Genomic DNA, 18896 nt, shown 5'->3' with positions numbered 1-18896 from the left:
GTGGTGAGGTAAGCTACTTTTAAATAATAAACGGCACTTGATCAGGCAAAAGAATCGACTTATTTACTCAGGATCACAAGCTGCTTTCAAACCATTCACCCATGATTTTGCCGGCAGCTTGGTTTGCGTTTTAATTTCGTCAGCGCGTTCATACAGAGCCGGAAAATCAAGCTTCTGTCTATGTTTGAACGCAATTGCGACGACATTGCCATCATGCACTTCAGGCAAACACAATACCTCGGCAAAGGCAAAGCGCAAAGCTTTCAAATTTTTGGCGTAACTAGGATGGTCACCAAACAGATTGACCGTTAACATGCCGTCTTCTTTCAGGCAGGCGGCACATGCCTGGTAAAATTCCGGGGTATCGAGTACCGGGCCCTTGGCAGTTGCATCATACAAGTCAACCTGCAATGCATCGATCGTATCGTGATTGCTTTCATCCATGACAAAGTCCATCGCATCCATTTCACGCACCTGCAGACGTTCGTCGTTCATCGGTAATTTGAACATGCTTTCACAGATACTGATGACGGAGGGATTGAGCTCTATTGTGGTGACGCGCGCTTCCTCAAACTGACGGTAACAGAATTTGGTCAGGGCACCGGTGCCCAAGCCAAGTTGTACAACATGCTCAGGTGTGGTGTTGAACAGCATCCACATCATCATCTGTTGTGCGTATTCGAGTTCAATACTATCTGGTTTGCGCAGGCGCATTGCACCTTGAACCCATTCAGTGCCGAAATGCAAAAAACGCACGCCGTCGAGTTCAGATAAAGTGACTGGAGCGAATTTGGGTTTGCGCGGAGATTTTTTGGCAGAAGCTGCCTTCGGGCCGGTGCGATGGTTCGCTTCGGCTTCTATGGATTTACGTTTGATTAGCATGTGCTTATTTTACCTTTTGCCCTTCCTTAAAGCAAAATGTAGCAGCGGGGGATCATCATTTTTGGTAGAGCTTACTCTGATTCTTGCCTGATCTTCCGCCAAACAAGTAATTTTTGTTCAAACGTCTGCATTGCGTTGGCGGGTGACGATGAGGGTAATACCAGTGTGCTATAACCATGATCATCAAAATAGGCTTGTATTTTTGCTGCTGTTTTTCCGTTAAAGCAAACGCGTTGCAATCGCGGATATTGATTTCTTAGGGCAACGAAATCATTGAATTGACCTTCCCTTATCGCTGAGTCAAGGCTGCCCTGGCGTTGGCAGCTTTTAAAAACGTCCCACAAACCTATTCCTGCTGATAGTAATGCATCTAATTTGTGCCTATATTCAAGTACCATCAAATCTTCTTCTATCACGTCCGACATCAGACGCCAGAATTGATTGTGACGAAATCCATAATATTGTTGTGATTTGAGTGAGGCGACACCAGGGAAGCTCCCTAAAACGAGTGTATGTGCGCGCTCATCAATGACAGGTGCGAAGCCCGATAAACTGGCATCGTAGTCGGTGTACTCTTGATCGTTTTTGTCGGTTTTGGGCATAACAAATCGTGAAACAATGAAATTTTGATGAAATTTTATCTGGCATTCAAAAAGAGCATAATAAATTGATACAAAATTGCCTTGTAATTGGCTTTTTTAAGATGGCAAACCGATGTTCATTGTCGCAGTATGATAAGAAACGCTACAAAACAGAGGAACTTTTTGCTTAGTATGAGATCATAAGTTAGTGTTAAATACATGCCGATGCATTATTTTTAAATGCTTGAAACAAGGAGATAGCGATGAAAAAATTATTGATGGTAGCGCCAATTGCTGCCGTTGCTTTGTTGAGTGCGTGTTCGACACCATCGAATTCAGGGAGCGTTTATCGCGCGAACCAAGCGCAGTCTGAACAAACTGTACGCATGGGGTATGTCGAGTCTGTACGTAACGTAATGATCGATAAAGGGCAGACGGGTGTTGGTACCGTTGCAGGTGCTGCTTTGGGTGGAATTGCCGCTGGTTCGAATATTGGTGGTGGAAACGGTGCTATTGCCGCAGGAATCGTTGGCGCCCTGGCTGGTGGCATTATCGGTCAAAAAGTTGAAAACAACATGAGCCATAAACCTGGCCTGGAAATTACTGTGCGCCTCGACAATGGCGAAATGAAAGCAATCACTCAGGATGCGGATGAAGCATTCAATGTTGGTGAGCGTGTACGTTTATTGTCGAATGGCAGAACCACACGCGTTACTCACTAATCGGTCGAGCTGGTAATGTTAGTGATGATTCAGCCAGCATGTCTGGCTGTTTTTGTTTGTAGTTCCTGTCTATGAGTTATCGCGTAACGTTCGATTTATTGCAGGAGCGAGTAAATAAGGAGAACTGAAATGAAAAAAATTTTAATTGCATTAGCATTTGCTAGTGGTAGCCTGTTGAGCAGTTTTGCTGGCGCTGGCGAAGTCAAAGTAACTTGGCAAGATCCTGATAAATATTCTGATATACGCCCAAGCAATGAAAATCGTGACAGTTTTCGTGCGGGAGTGTTTAAAGAGTTGGGTCAGGTATTCGCTGACCTTGGAAAAAAATTACCGGATGATGTGCAGTGGAATGTTACTGTGACCGATCTCGATCTCGCTGGTGATGTTCGCCCTATGATGCGTCCCGGTGGCAATGATATTCGTGTCATTAAGGATATTTATTGGCCACGCATGTCGTTTAATTACACGATGACGGATGCTAAAGGGCAAATTATCGCGCAAGCGACGGAAAATATTTCTGACATGGGGTTTATGACGTTCAGGCCAATTAACGCCGGCAATTTTCCATACGAAACCAAAATGATCGAAGACTGGTTTCAAAAACAGTTGAAGAGTAATAAGTTTCCAGTGAAGTAGTGGTTAGTTTGTACACGCTTGTGCTAGGTAAAGTCGGGCTGTAGCTTCATTCGCCCGTAGATTTTTTACAAAATACAGTCCGCAACCTGGTGACTCTGCCGTCAATTTAGAAGGTTTTCTCTGTCTTACTTTTTTGAAGCAATTGTCCGTCAGCCCTTTGAATTTATTTATCCAACTTTATTTGTGTAAAGTGTGGTTTTAAATACAATTTGTTCTTCTTTTTTAAATAAAAGTCTTTATATTCAATAAGTTGCAAGTAAATATATTTGAGGACTAAAAAAGGCCTATTGTTTTCTCAATCCACAATAAAAAGATGGAGACTTAAGAGATGAACGACATTGTTTTTCAATGCGGAAAGAGCTTCAAGGAAGTGGAGCGGATCTTAGTAAAAAATATTTACTCAGGTTTTCTTGAAGGTGTTGCAGATCAAAAAATAAATCAACACCTGGTTCAGCAATTTTTGAAAGATGTCGAAGATAGCTCTGTTAATCAAAAGCCCCATTTATTCTTACAAAAAAACAAATCCGGTGATGAATGTTCTGCGCTACCAGCATATGCATGCGCGCTGAGCTTGCGTAGTAATGAGCCAGCCAATAATCCAAATTACCTGATGTCAGTCGCGACTTTCGTCTGGTTTCAGCATCAGAATCCGCTGACCGATGGTTTTGAAATCGTTGATCTGGCTAAAACCTTGTGCTGGAAAGATGTGGCGAAGGATTTGAATTGGTAGATGTTGTTGTCCGATGCGAGATATTTCAATTGAATGCTTCGAGACCTCATTTGATCGCACTTCGTAGTACCAACCCGCGCTGAGCTTACTGTTTGAGCAAAATTGGCGGGTTTGCCCCCGCCTTTTGAAGCATCAAATTACGGTTTAATCTTATTCAATAACACGTCGATCATAGCCGCGGTTTGTGCATCGGGTGTGCCGTCAAATTTTTCCGGACGGTATTTCATTTGAAAAGCAATAATCACGTTCTTCGTTGCGTCGTCCAAAATGCCGGTTTGCGGGATTTTATAACCAATTTTAGCTAGCTTTTGTTGAAACAATTTAACTTCAGGTAATTGCTGCTCATACAGTGGTTGCAATGCTAAAACTTCATCTGCGTTAGGCCATGGAATCAAACCGGCATCTGCGAGTTGTTTCCATGGGAAGAGCGGTCCCGGATCAGGTTTGCGTTGCGGCGCGATATCAGAATGCGCAAGGATGTATTGTGGACGGATGTGATAACGGGCAGAGATGTCTTTGACCAATGCAATTACGCGATCAATTTGTGCTTGTGGAAACGGAAAGTAAGCTCGTCCTTCGGGCGTGTCTTTGTAACCGAGATTGACGATTTCAATACCGATAGAACTGGCGTTTAAGCGACTGAAATCACGCCAGTCACTGTAACCTGCATGATAGGCCATGCGGCTTTCATCGACCAATTGCCAGACCTTGATCGGGCTCTCATTGCCAACCAGATAGTGGGCGCTGACATCTTGTGTGCTAAGTACCCGCAGTGAAGTCGCCTGATCAATGGCTGTGTAATGCAGGATGATAAACTGCACCCGGTCTTCTTGTCCTTTAGCAGCAATCGTTTTGTCTATTATTCTGTTTTCGCCGGTAGTGGCGCAGCCACTGAGCAACGCGGCAAAGAATCCGAGTAGTAAAAGTTTTTTCATGGAAGCGTTGTTGGTTAATTTGCGATATGGTGGGTCATAAAGACAGCGATTGTAACTGCCTTGCAGCCAATCGTGCTGCGGAAAAATGTGCTTGGCAAGTGCTCTGTCTGAAACTGATCTCTGGCGGTAAATGTTGCTTCAGTGATTCAGCGATAATGGGGTGCAGTTCTTGTACTCTGCCACTGAGAGCTATAGGCTTATTGCCAAAGCGGTTGCACATGGCGATGCCAAGGCGAGCCAGTTCCTCTCCGGCGCGCTTCAAAATATCCAATGCAACTTCATCGTTTTCTGCAGCACTGGCGACCGCCAACGCAAGTTTTCCTATGTCGCCACGGCTGCGCTGGTAAATGAATTCTCTGGATTGATTCCATTCGTGCCCCCCGATGAGCTGAAAAACGTTGCGTCCCAGGGGGGATTCGCGCCATAGTTCAGGCTGCTCATCTTCCAGGCGCCAGATGTGTCGTAAGGCTTCGCGCGCGATCCAGAATCCTCCACCACCATCATCCAATAAATAACCTCTGCCACCTGCGCGATGGAATTTGGCATGCTCATCAATATAAGCGGCAATAGAACCCGTCCCGGCATAAATCAGGTAACCGGCGCCAGGGCGGAAAATATCAAGGTAGGCAATTTCTATATCGTTGCCGACACGAATATGGTGTTCAGGTAAGTCAAAGATTTTTGCCAGCATACTTTGCAAATTGCCGACCTCACCGCCAAAGCCGGTAATCCCAGCCCGCACTGTTTGTAAGATGCCATGGGTTCCAGCTGTTGCTGCCAGACCGGAGAAAACTTGCTGAAACGTGTTTTTTCCTTCCAGACTATTAAAGTGCAATGCACTTAAACCTTCAGCGGTGCCGCTGGCGATGATTTCTTCATCCACACCGGCGAGCGCCCACCGGGTTTGCGTTCCACCGGTATCGATGCCCAGACCTAAGTGCGCCGGCTGATTTATTTCCCGGATTGGTACGGGTTGTGGATGATGGGTAGAGTTCATTCCGGAAAATAAAAGCCGAAAAATTAATTGTTGATTGAAAGTGGAAAGAATTTGTTTAGCAGATTGTTGACTCCAGCCAACTTTACGTTGATTCCTGCTTATTTCCGTTTATTATAGGGCGCATTCTGAAATGCGGTAAGAAGCACAGAGACTAATATTGTTGATTTATAGAAATTCAATGAACCTGTCTCTACTTTATCCGGCACACTGAGCGCCAACGGCTGCATTAATTCTGAAAAACTAACAATACTAGTAACTAGTAATAACTCGAAGAAAAATTGCTCATGAGCAGAGAAGTACCAAATTCAGTCAATCTCATCACCCCGCCTGCCACTCAGCCCTGGTGCTGGATACCTTCTTTGTATTTCGGACAGGGAATCCCTTATGTCGTCGTGATGACCTTATCGGTCATTATGTATAAAAACATGGGAATGTCGAATACAGACATCGCTTTATATACCAGTTGGCTGTATTTGCCATTTGTGATCAAACCCTTGTGGTCACCATTAGTTGAGCTGTATAAAACCAAACGTTACTGGATCGTTGGCATGGAGTTGCTGATAGGTAGTTTGTTTGGCTTGGTGGTACTGACGATTCCCATGAGCAGTTTTTTTCAGGCGAGCTTGTTGATCTTCTGGTTGATTGCATTTAGTGCGGCTACCCATGACATTAGTGTCGATGGATTTTATATGCTGGCGCTGGAGCAGCATCAGCAAGCAGCGTTTGCGGGCGTACGCAGTATGTTCTACAGGATTGCCATGTTGACCGGGCAAGGTGCTTTGGTGTTTCTGGCCGGCAGTCTGAAAGATATAACGGGGCGGGTAGAGTTTGGCTGGTGCGTGGTGTTTGGATTGTTAGCAGTTTTGTTCATCGGTCTCGCGGGTTATCACAAAGTGGTGTTGCCGCACCCTTCTCTGGATCAGGGACGTGATTCTACGAATCACACGTTCAAACAATTCCTGACTATTTTTAGTGAATTTTTTAAAAAGAAAAATCTCGTTTTGAGCATCGCTTTTTTGTTGTTCTATCGCTTTGGCGAAGCGCAGTTAATCAAAATGGCACCACCGTTTTTATTGGATGAGGTGGTAAAAGGAGGCTTGGGACTATCGACCCAGGCGGTAGGTATTATTTATGGCACTGTGGGTATGTTGGCGCTGACTGCTGGTGGCTTGCTGGGTGGGGCGGTGATTTCACGTTTTGGTTTGAAAGCCTGTTTGTGGCCAATGGCGCTGGCGATTAATGTGCCGCATCTGGTGTATGTGTATCTGGCGCTGGTTCAGCCACAAAATCTTCTGCTCGTTGGCTCCGCTGTGGCGGTAGAACAAATGGGTTATGGCTTTGGTTTTGCCGCTTACATCTTGTATATGATTATGTTTGCTGATGGAAAGCACAAGACCGCCCATTACGCGATCTGCACTGGCTTTATGGCCTTGAGTATGATGCTGCCTGGTATGTACAGTGGTGCTTTGCAGAATATGCTCGGTTATTCGCACTTTTTTATCTGGATCTGTTTATCAGCAATACCAACATTTATCGTCACTGCATTGATCAAAATCGATCCGCTGTTTGGCCGGAAAATGCAATGAGCCTGATAAAAGAACTCGCTTGATGATGAAAGCAGTCGTTTTCAGAATAGATTAAATTGGCACGTTATACAGCGTGTCTGGATGGGACAACAGAATGAAATTTCGGGTTTTATGTTTGCAGGGTTTCGCTGCGCTAACTTTAGTCAGTGCCGCGCTGGCAGCTACGGCAGCGCCGCTCAAAACCTTACATGTGCTGTTAACTAAGCAGGAAAGCGTAATGGATCCGGCAGTGGCTTCTGACATTGCGACAGCCAGTATCAATGAAAATATCTTTGAACCGATGCTGACTTACGAGTATCTGGCTCGCCCAGTCAAATTAAAAGCCAATACCTTGACGGCAATGCCGACCATCAGCGATGGCGGCAAAACCTATACCATGCATTTGCAACATGGCATCCTGTTTACGCCAGATCCAGCATTTCATGGGCAACCACGTGAATTGGTTGCGGAAGATTATGTGTATTCAATCAAGCGCCTGTATGACCCAGGACTGAAATCGCCTTGGTTGTTTATGTTTGAAGGTAAGTTGCTGGGTGATGAAAAACTGCGCGCTGATAAGCTACTTGCCGGGAAAAAATTTGATATTCGTACGCCAATTGCTGGTATCCAGGCGGTAGATAAATACACCTTACGCATTCGTTTGAATGCACCGGATACTAATTTTTTATTCATCTTAGCGACCACGGCAAGTGGCGCTGTCGCCAAAGAAGTGATAGAAGCTTACGGCAATCAAGCTGGCAATCATCCGGTAGGAACCGGGCCATTCATGCTCAGTGAGTGGCAGCGCAGTTTTCAAATCGTATTGAGTAAAAATCCGCAATATCGTATAACCGTATTTAATGAAACAGCAGGGAATGATCCCGTCGCACAAAGCGTCGCGGCAAGTTTAAAAGGTAAAAGTGTACCTTTGGTCGATAAGGTAGAAATCAATATTGTTGAGGAAAATCAGGCAAGGATTTTAGGTTTTCTGAATCGTCAGTTTGACGTTTTAGAACAAGTACCTGCACCACTGGCGGAAATGGTACTCAAAGATGGTAAGCTCAAGCCAGAATTGCAGCAGCAAGGCATACGACTCAACATGTTTCCGACATTGCAGACCTACTACATGTGGATGAACATGGACGACCCTGTGATAGGCGGTTACACGCCAGAAAAAATTGCCTTACGACGTGCCATTGCGCTGTCGTACAACAGTAAAGAAGACATCAGCCTGATTGAAAAACGCCTTGCGATACAGGCACAAACACCGTTGCCGCCGAGTGTACTTGGTTACGATGCGAATTTCGTCAGCCCCGTGCAATATGATATTCAACTGGCGAATGCATTATTGGATAAATTCGGCTATCAACGCGGCGCAGATCGTTACCGTACGCTGCCCGATGGCAAGCCTTTGCAATTGCTGATGCATTCGGAAGCCAATGCTGCTGGGCGTTTGCGCGAAGAAGTATGGCGTAAAAATATGGATGCGCTTGGCATACGGATACAGTTCAAAGCCGATAAGCACTCTGAAATTATCCATGCTGCACGATTAGGTAAAGTGCAAATGAATGAGCTTGATTGGATAGCTGATTTTCCCGATGGAGAGAATTTTTATCAGCTTTTATACGGTCGCAATATTGGCCGGGCAAACTATGCACGTTTTAATTTGCCAGCGTTTAATCAACTCTACGAGCAATCGCAAACTATGGCAGATTCGCCTGAGCGCCGAAAGATTTATCAACAAATGGCCTTGCTTTTACATGCCTATAATCCATGGGTATTGCGTACACATCCTTTGTCGGCAGACGTAATACAGCCATGGCTGCAAAATTATATGCGTCATCCTGTCAATTATACGAATTGGCGTTATCTGGATATAGCACCTGATGCCAGACAGAACAGTAAGAAATAGTGCTCATTCGTTAAATCGGGAAGTCGCTACGTCGCCATGCTTTGACCAGTCACTTTTTTCGCTTCATATCCTTTTAAAAAAATCCATCCTCAGCACTTGTGATCTGAGGATGGATTATCAACTGACTTAGGATTTAAACTTTACTACGACCAAATTAGTCTGCAGCAACCAGACTGACACCACTAAATGTGGCATAGGCGTTCAGCAATACATAATAAGTACCTGCTGCTGGGCGACTGATCGTGATAGTTTCAGTGGTTGTTGAACCATCGGATTTTTTCAAATACGATGTTGTGGTCGGTGCTGATCCCAATTTTACGTAGATATCGGCATCACCGGTGCCGCCACTAGTTTTGATCGTCAGTTTGGAGCGACCAGCAGGTACGACAAACGTATACACTTTAGAGTTACCACTAGTCAGTGCCAAGCCTGTCACAGGAACACCGTTTGTCAGTACATTGTTTGGCGGTGGAGGTGGAGGAGTGACTCCGCCACCAATGACTGCTGCAAAGTTTGCCACGTTCAGACTACCAAAACCACTTGCATAATCCCAACCTGAACTCGCGCTATAACCACCATTGCTTCCGCTTGTTACGTCGTGGAACATAGATGGATTCGCTGCCGCGTTTTGGTAAATAGCGCTCGCCGGAAATGGCAGACTATTGTTGTTAGCGGATTGAACGCGCGCCCAGAAGCCTGTGAACAAAGGTGCTGCCAAACTGGTGCCACCAATTTGTTGGTTGGAGCCATTGACCAAGACCAAAGCACCGCTGCTAGGATCAGCATCAAATGAAATGTCGGGTGTGCCACGTTTTGTCGAACCGCGCAGTACGCCAGAGTTGATTTGCCAGCTAGGAGCATTTTCTGTCAGGCTTGGCCCACCGCCCGCACCACCGCTTGCACTTTGTTGGCAACTAGATGCGTCAGTGCAGGACCAAACGGATTCAGAAGAATAAGCGCCATTGGTAGTATTGACCCGTGTGCCGCCAACGGAGATCACGTATGGCGATACGGATGGGTAGCTTTGGGAAGTACCAGGGCCACCACATTCATAGGCGCCAGAGTCACCGGATGATACTGAGAAGGTTTGTCCTTGTGCGACCGCAGATTGGAAAATCTGATCATTACTTGCCATGATGCCTGAGGATTGTGCATCGGTTTCGCATTCACCCAAGGACACGTTGATGGCTTGCGCTTTGTTGTCGCTGATGACGCGGTTATAGGCGGATGTCAAATCAGCGTCGCTCAACGTGTTTGCTGTGTACAGTAACATTTGCTTGATCGTACCACCAGCAGCAGCGAGGGCGTCCTGGGTATCCATGTTCCATTCACCGACGCCAGCAGTATCTGAGCTTGGAGAGCCGATTGTGACGGTGGAGACATTGACACGTGGATAGCCCGCATTTGCCGTGAACGTGTTCAAGTCGGCGATAGTTTGGGTCATATCACCCTGCGTAATGATACCGATAGTTGCATTGGTGGCGCTTGGCAGGCTGGTGGCGTTGTAGATGCCAGCGAACTCGGTTGGACTATGGCCGACAGTGCTCAGCGTGCGTGCCATGGTCTTCGCATCCGCTTTGACCAGCGTCGTGTGATGCAAATGCACGGTTTGCAAACCATGTACTGCTAAAACGATGTTACTCAGGGATTGTGGCACCATGACGTCATTGACGTTGGCGTGTGCCGTGCGACCGCCAACATTGTAGGTATGCAAGTCGGTATTAAATGCATTTTTTACGGAAGCTGAGGAACCATCTGCACTCACCAGCATGTTGTTGGCTGAGACGCTGATGTTAGTGAAGCCATTTTGCTTGAGGTGATTAATGACCGCTTGCACTTGGTCTTGTGTCGGTGCGTGACGATACATAAATTCGCTACTGCTGAGTTTTTGAGTATTTCTTCCTGCCATGATGTTGTTGGTCAGGTTATCCAGTTCAGCTTTGTTACGTAGTTTCAAAGACACGACGACATGTGTCAGGCTACCCGCTTGCATTGCAGCGATGTGACTTGCTTTGGTCGCTGGAACAACGGTTGCCTTAGTAGCAGTTGATGCCCAGTTTTCTGCTTGTGCTGAAATGCTTGTCGCAGCCATTAACATTGCTGCAATCGGAAGCAGGGTAAATTTACGGCAGTGTTTCATACTTCTCTCCAGATGAATAAAGTAAAAGTGGTCGTTGCCATTGGGTTTGGCACTAACCGGCTCAGGTGAAACAAGCCCTCTGAAAGAGGATGTCTTTCAAAGGATTTTGGCAAATCCCGACCCCACCGCACTCAGAGCGAGTGAAGTACAGGCGTGCCACAGCAACTTCAAGGTCGGCTTTGAATGACCTTGAAGAGATGTTGGTAATGTTTGAAGTACGCTAGGTGAGCGAGCAGGATGGCTCTAAGCGGGTAGCGCTTTGATGATCGACGGCGAGCCGCCATCGGGTCTTGCAGATGTTTTGGTCAGCCACTTTATTCTCCCTTTCAGTACTGAATTTTTTTCTGAAGTCTGATTTTTTATTTGTCGCTTCAGCCGTGGGCTTGGGCGATGAGCTTGAAAATTGTTTTGCTTCAGTTTTTTATTGAATCTAATGTTTGAATCTAATGTTTGAATCTATTGTTTGTATCTTTTGTTTCCCGTAGTTTCGCGAAGTTTCTTATGGATACCTCGCGTTACTTAAATTGATTATAGGAACGTCAATTTCGAAAAATCAAATGCTTTCCAAGTACAAATGTTTGTAGATGTAACTAAATTTAACAATTCATTAACGGAAACTAAATGCTAATTGTTAATTGAAAGTGGTCTTGTAAATTGGAAAATAATTTACAAAAATAGTGTAAATCATTGATTTAAATCAACTTCGTACCATTTTGTAAGGATGGCTTTAACTCATTGAAAAGTTTGGGAATTGTGAGAAAAGTGAAGAATAGATAAACGACTCTATTTTCTTTTTAGAAACAAATTTGTCGTTAAAAACAACATCTTAAAATGAAAGTGGTATTTTCGAGTGTCCCACATCTGTGTCACACTTACAGCACATAAAACCCTGTTCTGATAATGTGCACGTTACAAACGTGGTTTTGCCCGGTTTGCTGAACAAGTATGTGTCGTTAGGCGGCAGGCTTGGAACCTGGGTTGATGGAAGGTCTGCGTCATGGCGTTGAATGCAATGCCATGACCCTGAAAACTTATTAAGTGAATAAATGACACGTTGTGCGAACAGTGGTGGCCTTTTAAGGGAGTTGGATGCTGCCTTTGATGCTTTCCTGACCTGAGCGGTTGATCGCCATCACGCTGATCTGGCGCACTGGTGAGTTTGATGCTTCAGCATTGGTATCGATGCTTAACTTGTTTGCTGGCTGTACAGAAAACAGCCATTGTTGATCAGTGCGCTTCCAGATGGCCAGCCAACGGGTATTTACAGTATCGGCCAGTTTGATCTCTACGGTTTTTTTATCATCCAACAGGGTCAGCTGTGGTGGTGCGATATTGGTATTTTCCAGCCACGGAGTCGCTGGTACTAAGGCTTGTGACGTATATTTTTCTGTACCAAGTCGTTGAGCGATATTTTTGCGATTTTGTTTTAAGCTGATCAGGCTGAAATGCACGTGTCCATCACCGCCTTGCTCGCGTAAGGCATCAACCTGATTCAAGATCTCATCTGCGCTCCAGGAACGATCAGAGTTATCGATACGGCTGGTGTATAAGCCGGGCCAGATATGGCGTTGCTGCACATTTTGTGATTGCCAGTACGCATGTAACACCTTGAATGCTTGTGGCGCCTGATTGATCGGCCAATAGAGTTGTGGCGATAAATAATCGAGCCAGCCATTCGCCAGCCAGAATTCAACGTCTGCATACAGTTTGTCGTATTGACTAAATCCCGTGATGCCAGCCGGAATTTTATCTGGGCGACCAATACCGAACGGGCTAATGCCAAACTTGACCCAGCTTTTCTCTTCATGCACAACTTGATTAATGGCAGCGACCAAATGATTGACGTTTGATCGTCGCCAGTCGGCGCGGTTCATGGTGCCGCCGGTACTTAAATATTTTTGCCAGGAATTTTCATCTGGAAAATCCAATTCAGTGCCATTCGTGCCTTTGATTGGATACGGATAAAAATAGTCGTCAATATGAATGCCATCAACATCGTAGCGATGTAAGACATCGGTGATCACTGCCAGCGTTTGTTGCATGGCGGCTGGCTCACCCGGATCCATCCACGATAAGTCACCGTATTGCTTGACCGCTTCTGGCATGGTTTTGCTGACGTGATTTTTAGCCGTATTGCCTTTCGGCACCGCGGTTCTGGCGCGAAATGGATTGAACCATGCATGCAGTTCCAGGCCACGCGCATGCGCTTGTTCTATCCAGAATTGCAGTGGATCATAGTACGGAGACGGCGGGCGTCCTTGCTCTCCGGTCAAAAACTCAGACCACGGTTCTATTGCAGAGGGGTAAATTGCATCGGCAGCAGGGCGTACTTGTAAGATGATGGCATTTAATTTCATCTGCACTGCTTGATCGAGAATCGCGACGACTTCGGCCTTTTGTTTGTCGCTATTTAAATCCCGACGGCTGGGCCAATCGATATTAGCTACCGTGGAAACCCAGACTGCCCGGAATTCACGCGGTGTAGGTGGTGTTTCTTTGCCTGGTGGCTGAGTCGGTGGTGGCGCATTGGCAATGATATTCGATACTGGTGGCGTGGTGATTACTGGCGCTAAGGTGTTGGCATCCGGTTTTTTAACGCCGTTTGAGCTACACGCAGCGAGTGTTATCACAACGCTTGCCAGGGTGAGTTGTAAGGCGCGGCGTAGCGTGTTGCGAGCGCAATGCTGACTGGTCGTTGACGTAGTGAATGAACTCGTCAGGGATGTTAATGTGGTAAAGGGCTTCACTAAAGCTGAAAGCGAAAACATGCGTCTAAGGTCGCTGGAATAAGGAAAGAGCTGAGATGCTACTGCATAACACTTTGGCAAACCAGCCTTTCTTTTGACGGCAAGAGTATTTTGGCTACCTGAGTTGATAGATTTTATATACTCCCCATTATTTTTTTAATTTCATGCCAATTGCCATTGATTTATATAGGGGTGTTTTGGGTACTGCGGGCAGTATATTTTTTATTTCCAATTCGTCTGGTAATGCAATAAGCAAAACAGGCAGCATTTTGTTTAATGACACCATTCTTCCGTCATCACGAAAGTGGCGGTCAGCGCGAGTATCGTCGTGCAACTAGTACCGATAAAACTAAAATAGTTGATTGGGTAACCTTGGCGACGATTATCGGCAAAAATGATGAGTTCTCCAACTGTCAGCACCGCGCTGAGCAAGGCAACAAACATCACGATCAGCATCGCCAGTGCTTCCTTATCGTTTAAATTTCTGCAACTTTGTGAATACAGATGAGAAATTTGAAACGTATGATCAAAACCCAGCATTTCAAACAAGACAGACACAATGATCACCGCAATGGTGATGAGGGGGATGAACCAGGTAAGGAAATATTTGTCGGTGAACGCAACAACAATAATCTTGATCCAGTTTTTCAGAAACGCGAGCATACCCACCTTCTCTATAAGACATCCGCAGCGATCTGACGAATGAAATTCGTTAGCATATAGCTGCACCATGAAGTATATGTTAGTTGCCTTCAACTACAAGTTGATGATTTGAGCTCGCTTTTTGGGTTTACGTTACTGTTACGCAACATGTTTCTACAGTGGGTTGATGAAACCCGACACAAGCCTGCTTGTATCGTTTGCTTTTATTATGAATCGCTTCTGAGCCTCGTTTGAATTAAGCTAAGTTGGCTGCCGCTAAAGCGCGATCCCATTCAGGAACAGGTTGGTACTCTTCCACCAGAAAATCAATCAAGGCGCGGATTTTTGGCGCTACTTTGCGAGTCGATGGATAGAGTGCGGTCAGATTGTTTAAAGGCAAGTCCCAGTTGTGTAAAACCGGAACCAGCTTGCCATCGAGCAGATCACGCCACGCCAGAAACGTGGTGTCGTACACGATTCCCGCACCTCGCAATGCCGCCTGATGTAAGACTTTGCCATTGTTGGAACTAAAGCTAGGCACAATATCGACCATCAATTCTTCAGTTTGATTCTCATGCAAGCGACTAAAACGCCAACTGGCACCTTGTGTCAGATGGCTGAAGTGCAGACAACGGTGTCGGCGTAAATCGGAAGGATGGAGCGGCGTACCATGTTGTGCCAGATAAGCGGGACTTGCACACAAAATACCCCGGCATGGTGCTAAGGGGCGCATTTGCAAACCACGACTGTCGGGGATGCCACCGACTCGTATGCTGAGGTCAAAGCCGTGTCTGAATGGATCGAGCAAGTTATCGTCGACGTGCAAACTGGCTTGCAGCTTAGGATGCAGTAACGTGAAGCGTGCCAGCGCGTCGGCCAGCCATTCACTCCCAAAGCTGGTTGGTGCTTGTATGCGCAATGCGCCTGCCAGTTCGCTACCAGATTGTTTAATGGCTTGCCGTGCCAGTTTGGCTTGTTCAACGCTGGCGCTGCAAGGTTCCAGATAGGCGATCCCCGATTCCGTCAAACTGACTTCTCGCGTAGAGCGATGCAGCAGGCGCGTCCCAAGTTCTGCCTCAAGCTGGAGAATCATCTTGCTGACCAGGGCGCGACTGATGCCCAATTGTTTGCCGGCAGCACTAAAGCTGCGCTGACGCGCGACCTCGACAAAAATTTCCATTGCTTTTAATTGATCCATCGTTCTATTGTCAATAAATCGAAGACAATGTGTCAACCACTATTTGTATTGTGGTGTCGACCTTGATGTCATTAAACTTGCGCTGAATCAAAGTGCTAAGGTAAAACACTCTGCTAACGCGCTTGGTTAAAAATGTATCAAATTCATATATCAAATCAGGGAGATAATATGTTAAGCCAAGAACAAATCGTACAATTTCATCAGGATGGTTATGTGATCATTCCCGATTTCAAATCGGCGGAAGAGATTGCTGCCTTGCGCGAACGCGCAGCGATGATTGTCAACGATTTTGATCCGGCGTCTTCCGCATCGATCTTCACGACCAAAGAACAAGAAAAAAAGATAGACCATTATTTTTTGAATTCAGCCAATAACATCAGCTGTTTTTTTGAAGAAGAAGCGTTTGATGCCAACGGCAATCTGGGACAAGATAAGTCGTTGTCGATCAACAAAATTGGTCACGCCATGCATGACCTCGATCCGGTATTCAGCACATTTTCACGCGGCCCGGCATTGGCAACGGTCGCGCAGCAATTAGGTCTGAAAAAGCCAGAAATCTGGCAATCCATGTATATCTTCAAACAGCCAGGCATCGGTGGCGAAGTGCGTTGGCATCAGGATGCGACGTATTTTGAAACTGATCCGGTCAGCGTCACCACGTTCTGGTTTGCACTGGAAGACGCGACCTTAGAAAACGGCTGTTTATGGGCTGAACCGGGTGGTCATAAAACCCCAATGCGCGAACGCTTTGTACGTCATGGGGACATCGTGACGGTGGAAAAACTGTCAGATATGCCTTGGCCTGGTGATGCTACAGCCGTGCCGCTGGAAGTCAAAGCCGGAACGCTGGTATGCTTTCACGGTTTGTTGCCACACTACAGCGCACCCAATCGCTCACCGATTTCACGCCACGCCTATACGCTACACGTGACTGACGGTGCGACCAGTTATTCACCGTTGAACTGGATACAGCGCGATGCCAGCTTCCCGGTCAGTGGGTTTTGATTAGCAGATCATTAGAACGAAAGTAAAGATGACCCAACAAATTTTAATATTTGCCCCGCACTGGGGCAGTGCCCATCTGAGCCGCGACACGTTTATTCGTAAAGTCAGCGACGCCGGATTTGATGGCATAGAAATGTCGCTTCCCATGGATGTCGTCGAGCGCGATGCATGGGTAAAGGCGATTGCCGATGCAGGTTTGCAATTGATTGCACAGCAATGGGAGACCGTGTTCCACAGTAATTTTAAGGCGCATAAACAAGCGCTGGCTGAATTGCTGCTCAACGCGTGTACAGCGCAACCTCTGTTTGTGAATACACACACAGGTAAGGATTTTTACAGCTTTGCGCAAAACAATGAATTGCTCGATTTAGCCGATAGTATCAGCATTGAAACGGGTATTCCTATCGTGCATGAAATCCATCGCAGTCGCTTTAGCGGGCATCCGATGTTGCTGATGCCGTATTTGCAGCAACGCCAGGCTTTGCACCTGAACGCGGATTTATCGCATTGGTGTTGTGCATGTGAATCTTTATTGGACGATCAGGCTGAAACTCTGGAAAAAGTGTTCCCACACGTAAGGCACATTCACGCACGCGTAGGTCATAGTCAAGGGCCACAAGTCAATGATTTCCGCGCGCCGGAACATGCTGCCGCGTTACAACAACATCTCTCATGGTGGGATGCGATTGTGGCTTTGCGCCGTGCTGAAGGTGCTGAAAAAATCACGATGACACCGGAATTTGGCCCTGGTCCGTACACGCAAACCTTACCCTACACCAATCAAGTCGTCAGCGATGCATGGGAATTGAATGTGGCGATGATGCAGTTATTGCGAGCGCGTTATTCAGCATAAACCCTGATCATTAAATTCCTCTTGGGATTTGTCTGGTTAATGATTATCCTTAGCAGAAGTTATTCATCTGGCGTTGAATACTTTTGAGGTTGATAACAGGACAAACCCAACAGGAGTGGATATGAGTAAGCCGCAACAAAAAAACGGCGCACGGCGTCACTTTCTAAGAACCGCTGGTGCAGCCGCCGCTGGGTTTGCTACTCAGCCATTATCTGCTCTGGCAGCCGACACCGAACAACAAGCGTTTGAAAATGGAACGCGTGATCTGGTTCGCTATCCGCAAAAGCGTCCACTAATGTTAATCACCACCAGACCACCGCATCTGGAAACACCGTTCAGTGTGTTTGATGAATCCGTCCTTACACCAAATGACGCTTTTTTTGTGCGTTACCATCTGGCAAATATGCCGATGGCGATTGAGCCAGGCAGTTATCGTCTTAATATCGCTGGCAAAGTAAATACACCTCTATCCTTGTCGTTGGCGGAGCTGAAAGCTTTAGCACCTGCTGTTGATGTCGTAGCTGTCAATCAATGCTCTGGCAATAGCAGGGGTTATTCCGAACCTCGCGTCTTTGGCGCTCAGTTGGGAAATGGTTCGATGGGAAATGCCAAATGGACCGGCATACCGCTCAAAGCTGTGCTTGAAAAAGCGGGCATTCTCGATGGCGCTAAGCAAGTGACTTTCAAGGGACTGGATGAACCAGTCTTGCCTACCACGCCAAAGTTCATCAAAGCACTCGACATCGACCACGCCATGAATGGCGAACCCATTATTGCCTGGGCGATGAATGATGAAGACTTACCATTTTTAAATGGCTATCCTTTAAAACTCATCGTTCCTGGCTATTTTGGTACTTACTGGGTCAAACATCTGAGCCAGATTGAAGTGCTCGATCACGTCTTTGACGGCTTTTTTATGAGTACTGCTTACCGATTGCCGGACAATCCTTGTGAATGCGTAGCGCCTGGCACCGCACCGACTAAAACGCATCCTATCGGCAAATTAAAAATCCGTTCCTTCATTACGAACCTCGCTGATAAGGTGCAGGTAACTCACGGCAAACCAATCAAGTTGCAAGGCATCGCCTTTGATGGCGGCGCGGGCATTAAAACGGTAGAGCTTTCGCTGGATAAAGGCAAAACATGGCAAAGCACCACATTGGCCAAAGATCTGGGTAGCTATTCTTTCAGGCAATGGACGCATACGCTTGTTCCAAAACAGAAAGGCGAATTGCAAATTTTGGTCCGAGCCACCAGCCATGCCGGAGAAACGCAACCGACCGAACAAAGCTGGAATCCGGGTGGCTATATGCGCAATGTGATTGAATCTAAAACCGTGATAGTCGCTTAG

16 protein-coding genes are annotated in these 18896 nt (G+C 46.4%); 8 read left to right on the top strand and 8 right to left on the bottom strand.

The window, feature by feature from the left end; genetic code table 11:
• Window positions 1-63: 63 nt before the first annotated feature.
• Both ACO0KY_RS03275 and ACO0KY_RS03270 read right to left on the bottom strand, forming a co-directional pair.
• Entirely contained in the window at window positions 64-882 is an 819-nt protein-coding gene (locus ACO0KY_RS03275) for a spermidine synthase (protein WP_423044226.1), read from the bottom strand.
• Window positions 883-953: 71 nt separating this feature from the next.
• A complete protein-coding gene (locus ACO0KY_RS03270; protein ID WP_423044224.1) occupies window positions 954-1484 on the bottom strand; it encodes a DNA-deoxyinosine glycosylase in 531 nt (176 codons plus the stop codon).
• 242 nt (window positions 1485-1726) lie between these two features.
• Between ACO0KY_RS03270 and ACO0KY_RS03265 the strand changes: the two genes are divergently transcribed.
• From ACO0KY_RS03265 to ACO0KY_RS03255, 3 genes are all read left to right on the top strand, one after another.
• On the top strand, window positions 1727-2185 hold the full coding sequence (locus ACO0KY_RS03265) for a hypothetical protein (protein ID WP_423044222.1): 459 nt from the start codon (window positions 1727-1729) through the stop codon (window positions 2183-2185).
• A 129-nt stretch (window positions 2186-2314) separates the two neighbouring features.
• Window positions 2315-2821, top strand: a complete 507-nt coding sequence (locus ACO0KY_RS03260) for a DUF3016 domain-containing protein (RefSeq protein ID WP_423044220.1) — start codon at window positions 2315-2317, stop codon at window positions 2819-2821.
• Between the two features lie 328 nt (window positions 2822-3149).
• A complete protein-coding gene (locus ACO0KY_RS03255) occupies window positions 3150-3551 on the top strand; it encodes a hypothetical protein (protein WP_423044218.1) in 402 nt (133 codons plus the stop codon).
• A 137-nt stretch (window positions 3552-3688) separates the two neighbouring features.
• On the opposite strand, the gene ACO0KY_RS03250 is transcribed toward ACO0KY_RS03255, so the two are convergent.
• Window positions 3689-4486 (bottom strand): N-acetylmuramoyl-L-alanine amidase, encoded by a 798-nt coding sequence (locus ACO0KY_RS03250; RefSeq protein ID WP_422989326.1) that lies wholly within the window; start codon window positions 4484-4486, stop codon window positions 3689-3691.
• A gap of 34 nt (window positions 4487-4520) precedes the next feature.
• Entirely contained in the window at window positions 4521-5483 is a 963-nt protein-coding gene (locus ACO0KY_RS03245) for an N-acetylglucosamine kinase (protein WP_423044216.1), read from the bottom strand.
• A 284-nt stretch (window positions 5484-5767) separates the two neighbouring features.
• Between ACO0KY_RS03245 and ACO0KY_RS03240 the strand changes: the two genes are divergently transcribed.
• Both ACO0KY_RS03240 and ACO0KY_RS03235 read left to right on the top strand, forming a co-directional pair.
• On the top strand, window positions 5768-7069 hold the full coding sequence (locus tag ACO0KY_RS03240) for an MFS transporter (RefSeq protein WP_423044214.1): 1302 nt from the start codon (window positions 5768-5770) through the stop codon (window positions 7067-7069).
• Window positions 7070-7163: 94 nt separating this feature from the next.
• The gene (locus ACO0KY_RS03235; protein ID WP_423044212.1) at window positions 7164-8960 is read left to right on the top strand and encodes an ABC transporter substrate-binding protein; all 1797 of its coding nucleotides are present in this window, start codon (window positions 7164-7166) and stop codon (window positions 8958-8960) included.
• Window positions 8961-9114: 154 nt separating this feature from the next.
• Here ACO0KY_RS03235 and ACO0KY_RS03230 read toward each other — a convergent pair whose 3' ends face one another.
• The 4 genes from ACO0KY_RS03230 to ACO0KY_RS03215 all read right to left on the bottom strand — a co-directional run bounded on the left by ACO0KY_RS03230 (window position 9115) and on the right by ACO0KY_RS03215 (window position 15687).
• Window positions 9115-11100: a protease pro-enzyme activation domain-containing protein gene (locus ACO0KY_RS03230; protein ID WP_423044210.1), complete on the bottom strand. Its 1986-nt coding sequence runs from the start codon at window positions 11098-11100 to the stop codon at window positions 9115-9117.
• 1076 nt (window positions 11101-12176) lie between these two features.
• On the bottom strand, window positions 12177-13868 hold the full coding sequence (locus ACO0KY_RS03225) for a glycoside hydrolase family 10 protein (RefSeq protein ID WP_423044208.1): 1692 nt from the start codon (window positions 13866-13868) through the stop codon (window positions 12177-12179).
• A 252-nt stretch (window positions 13869-14120) separates the two neighbouring features.
• Window positions 14121-14510, bottom strand: a complete 390-nt coding sequence (locus tag ACO0KY_RS03220) for a hypothetical protein (protein WP_186912498.1) — start codon at window positions 14508-14510, stop codon at window positions 14121-14123.
• Window positions 14511-14745: 235 nt separating this feature from the next.
• Complete coding sequence (locus tag ACO0KY_RS03215; protein ID WP_423044205.1) at window positions 14746-15687, bottom strand: LysR family transcriptional regulator; 942 nt, start codon at window positions 15685-15687, stop codon at window positions 14746-14748.
• A gap of 168 nt (window positions 15688-15855) precedes the next feature.
• On the opposite strand from ACO0KY_RS03215, the gene ACO0KY_RS03210 reads away from it, so the two are divergent.
• The 3 genes from ACO0KY_RS03210 to ACO0KY_RS03200 all read left to right on the top strand — a co-directional run bounded on the left by ACO0KY_RS03210 (window position 15856) and on the right by ACO0KY_RS03200 (window position 18896).
• Window positions 15856-16692 (top strand): phytanoyl-CoA dioxygenase family protein, encoded by an 837-nt coding sequence (locus ACO0KY_RS03210; RefSeq protein WP_423044203.1) that lies wholly within the window; start codon window positions 15856-15858, stop codon window positions 16690-16692.
• Between the two features lie 28 nt (window positions 16693-16720).
• A complete protein-coding gene (locus ACO0KY_RS03205) occupies window positions 16721-17545 on the top strand; it encodes a sugar phosphate isomerase/epimerase family protein (RefSeq protein WP_423044202.1) in 825 nt (274 codons plus the stop codon).
• 121 nt (window positions 17546-17666) lie between these two features.
• Window positions 17667-18896, top strand: a complete 1230-nt coding sequence (locus ACO0KY_RS03200) for a molybdopterin-dependent oxidoreductase (RefSeq protein ID WP_423044200.1) — start codon at window positions 17667-17669, stop codon at window positions 18894-18896.

This window comes from Undibacterium sp. Dicai25W, from assembly GCF_049340505.1.
In the GTDB taxonomy this organism is placed as follows: Bacteria; Pseudomonadota; Gammaproteobacteria; order Burkholderiales; family Burkholderiaceae_D; genus Undibacterium; species Undibacterium jejuense.
The sequence above is the reverse complement of the archived record's forward strand: the minus strand, read 5'-3'. Positions and strand labels throughout refer to the sequence as shown.

Coding starts and splice junctions, on each gene's coding strand:
- ACO0KY_RS03260 (WP_423044220.1), top strand. CDS start 2,315: ATGAAAAAAATTTTAATTGCATTAGCATTTGCTAGTGGTAGCCTGTTG.
- ACO0KY_RS03265 (WP_423044222.1), top strand. CDS start 1,727: ATGAAAAAATTATTGATGGTAGCGCCAATTGCTGCCGTTGCTTTGTTG.
- ACO0KY_RS03215 (WP_423044205.1), bottom strand. CDS start 15,687: ATGGATCAATTAAAAGCAATGGAAATTTTTGTCGAGGTCGCGCGTCAG.
- ACO0KY_RS03240 (WP_423044214.1), top strand. CDS start 5,768: ATGAGCAGAGAAGTACCAAATTCAGTCAATCTCATCACCCCGCCTGCC.
- ACO0KY_RS03275 (WP_423044226.1), bottom strand. CDS start 882: ATGCTAATCAAACGTAAATCCATAGAAGCCGAAGCGAACCATCGCACC.
- ACO0KY_RS03250 (WP_422989326.1), bottom strand. CDS start 4,486: ATGAAAAAACTTTTACTACTCGGATTCTTTGCCGCGTTGCTCAGTGGC.
- ACO0KY_RS03255 (WP_423044218.1), top strand. CDS start 3,150: ATGAACGACATTGTTTTTCAATGCGGAAAGAGCTTCAAGGAAGTGGAG.
- ACO0KY_RS03225 (WP_423044208.1), bottom strand. CDS start 13,868: ATGTTTTCGCTTTCAGCTTTAGTGAAGCCCTTTACCACATTAACATCC.
- ACO0KY_RS03210 (WP_423044203.1), top strand. CDS start 15,856: ATGTTAAGCCAAGAACAAATCGTACAATTTCATCAGGATGGTTATGTG.
- ACO0KY_RS03200 (WP_423044200.1), top strand. CDS start 17,667: ATGAGTAAGCCGCAACAAAAAAACGGCGCACGGCGTCACTTTCTAAGA.
- ACO0KY_RS03230 (WP_423044210.1), bottom strand. CDS start 11,100: ATGAAACACTGCCGTAAATTTACCCTGCTTCCGATTGCAGCAATGTTA.
- ACO0KY_RS03220 (WP_186912498.1), bottom strand. CDS start 14,510: ATGCTCGCGTTTCTGAAAAACTGGATCAAGATTATTGTTGTTGCGTTC.
- ACO0KY_RS03205 (WP_423044202.1), top strand. CDS start 16,721: ATGACCCAACAAATTTTAATATTTGCCCCGCACTGGGGCAGTGCCCAT.
- ACO0KY_RS03270 (WP_423044224.1), bottom strand. CDS start 1,484: ATGCCCAAAACCGACAAAAACGATCAAGAGTACACCGACTACGATGCC.
- ACO0KY_RS03235 (WP_423044212.1), top strand. CDS start 7,164: ATGAAATTTCGGGTTTTATGTTTGCAGGGTTTCGCTGCGCTAACTTTA.
- ACO0KY_RS03245 (WP_423044216.1), bottom strand. CDS start 5,483: ATGAACTCTACCCATCATCCACAACCCGTACCAATCCGGGAAATAAAT.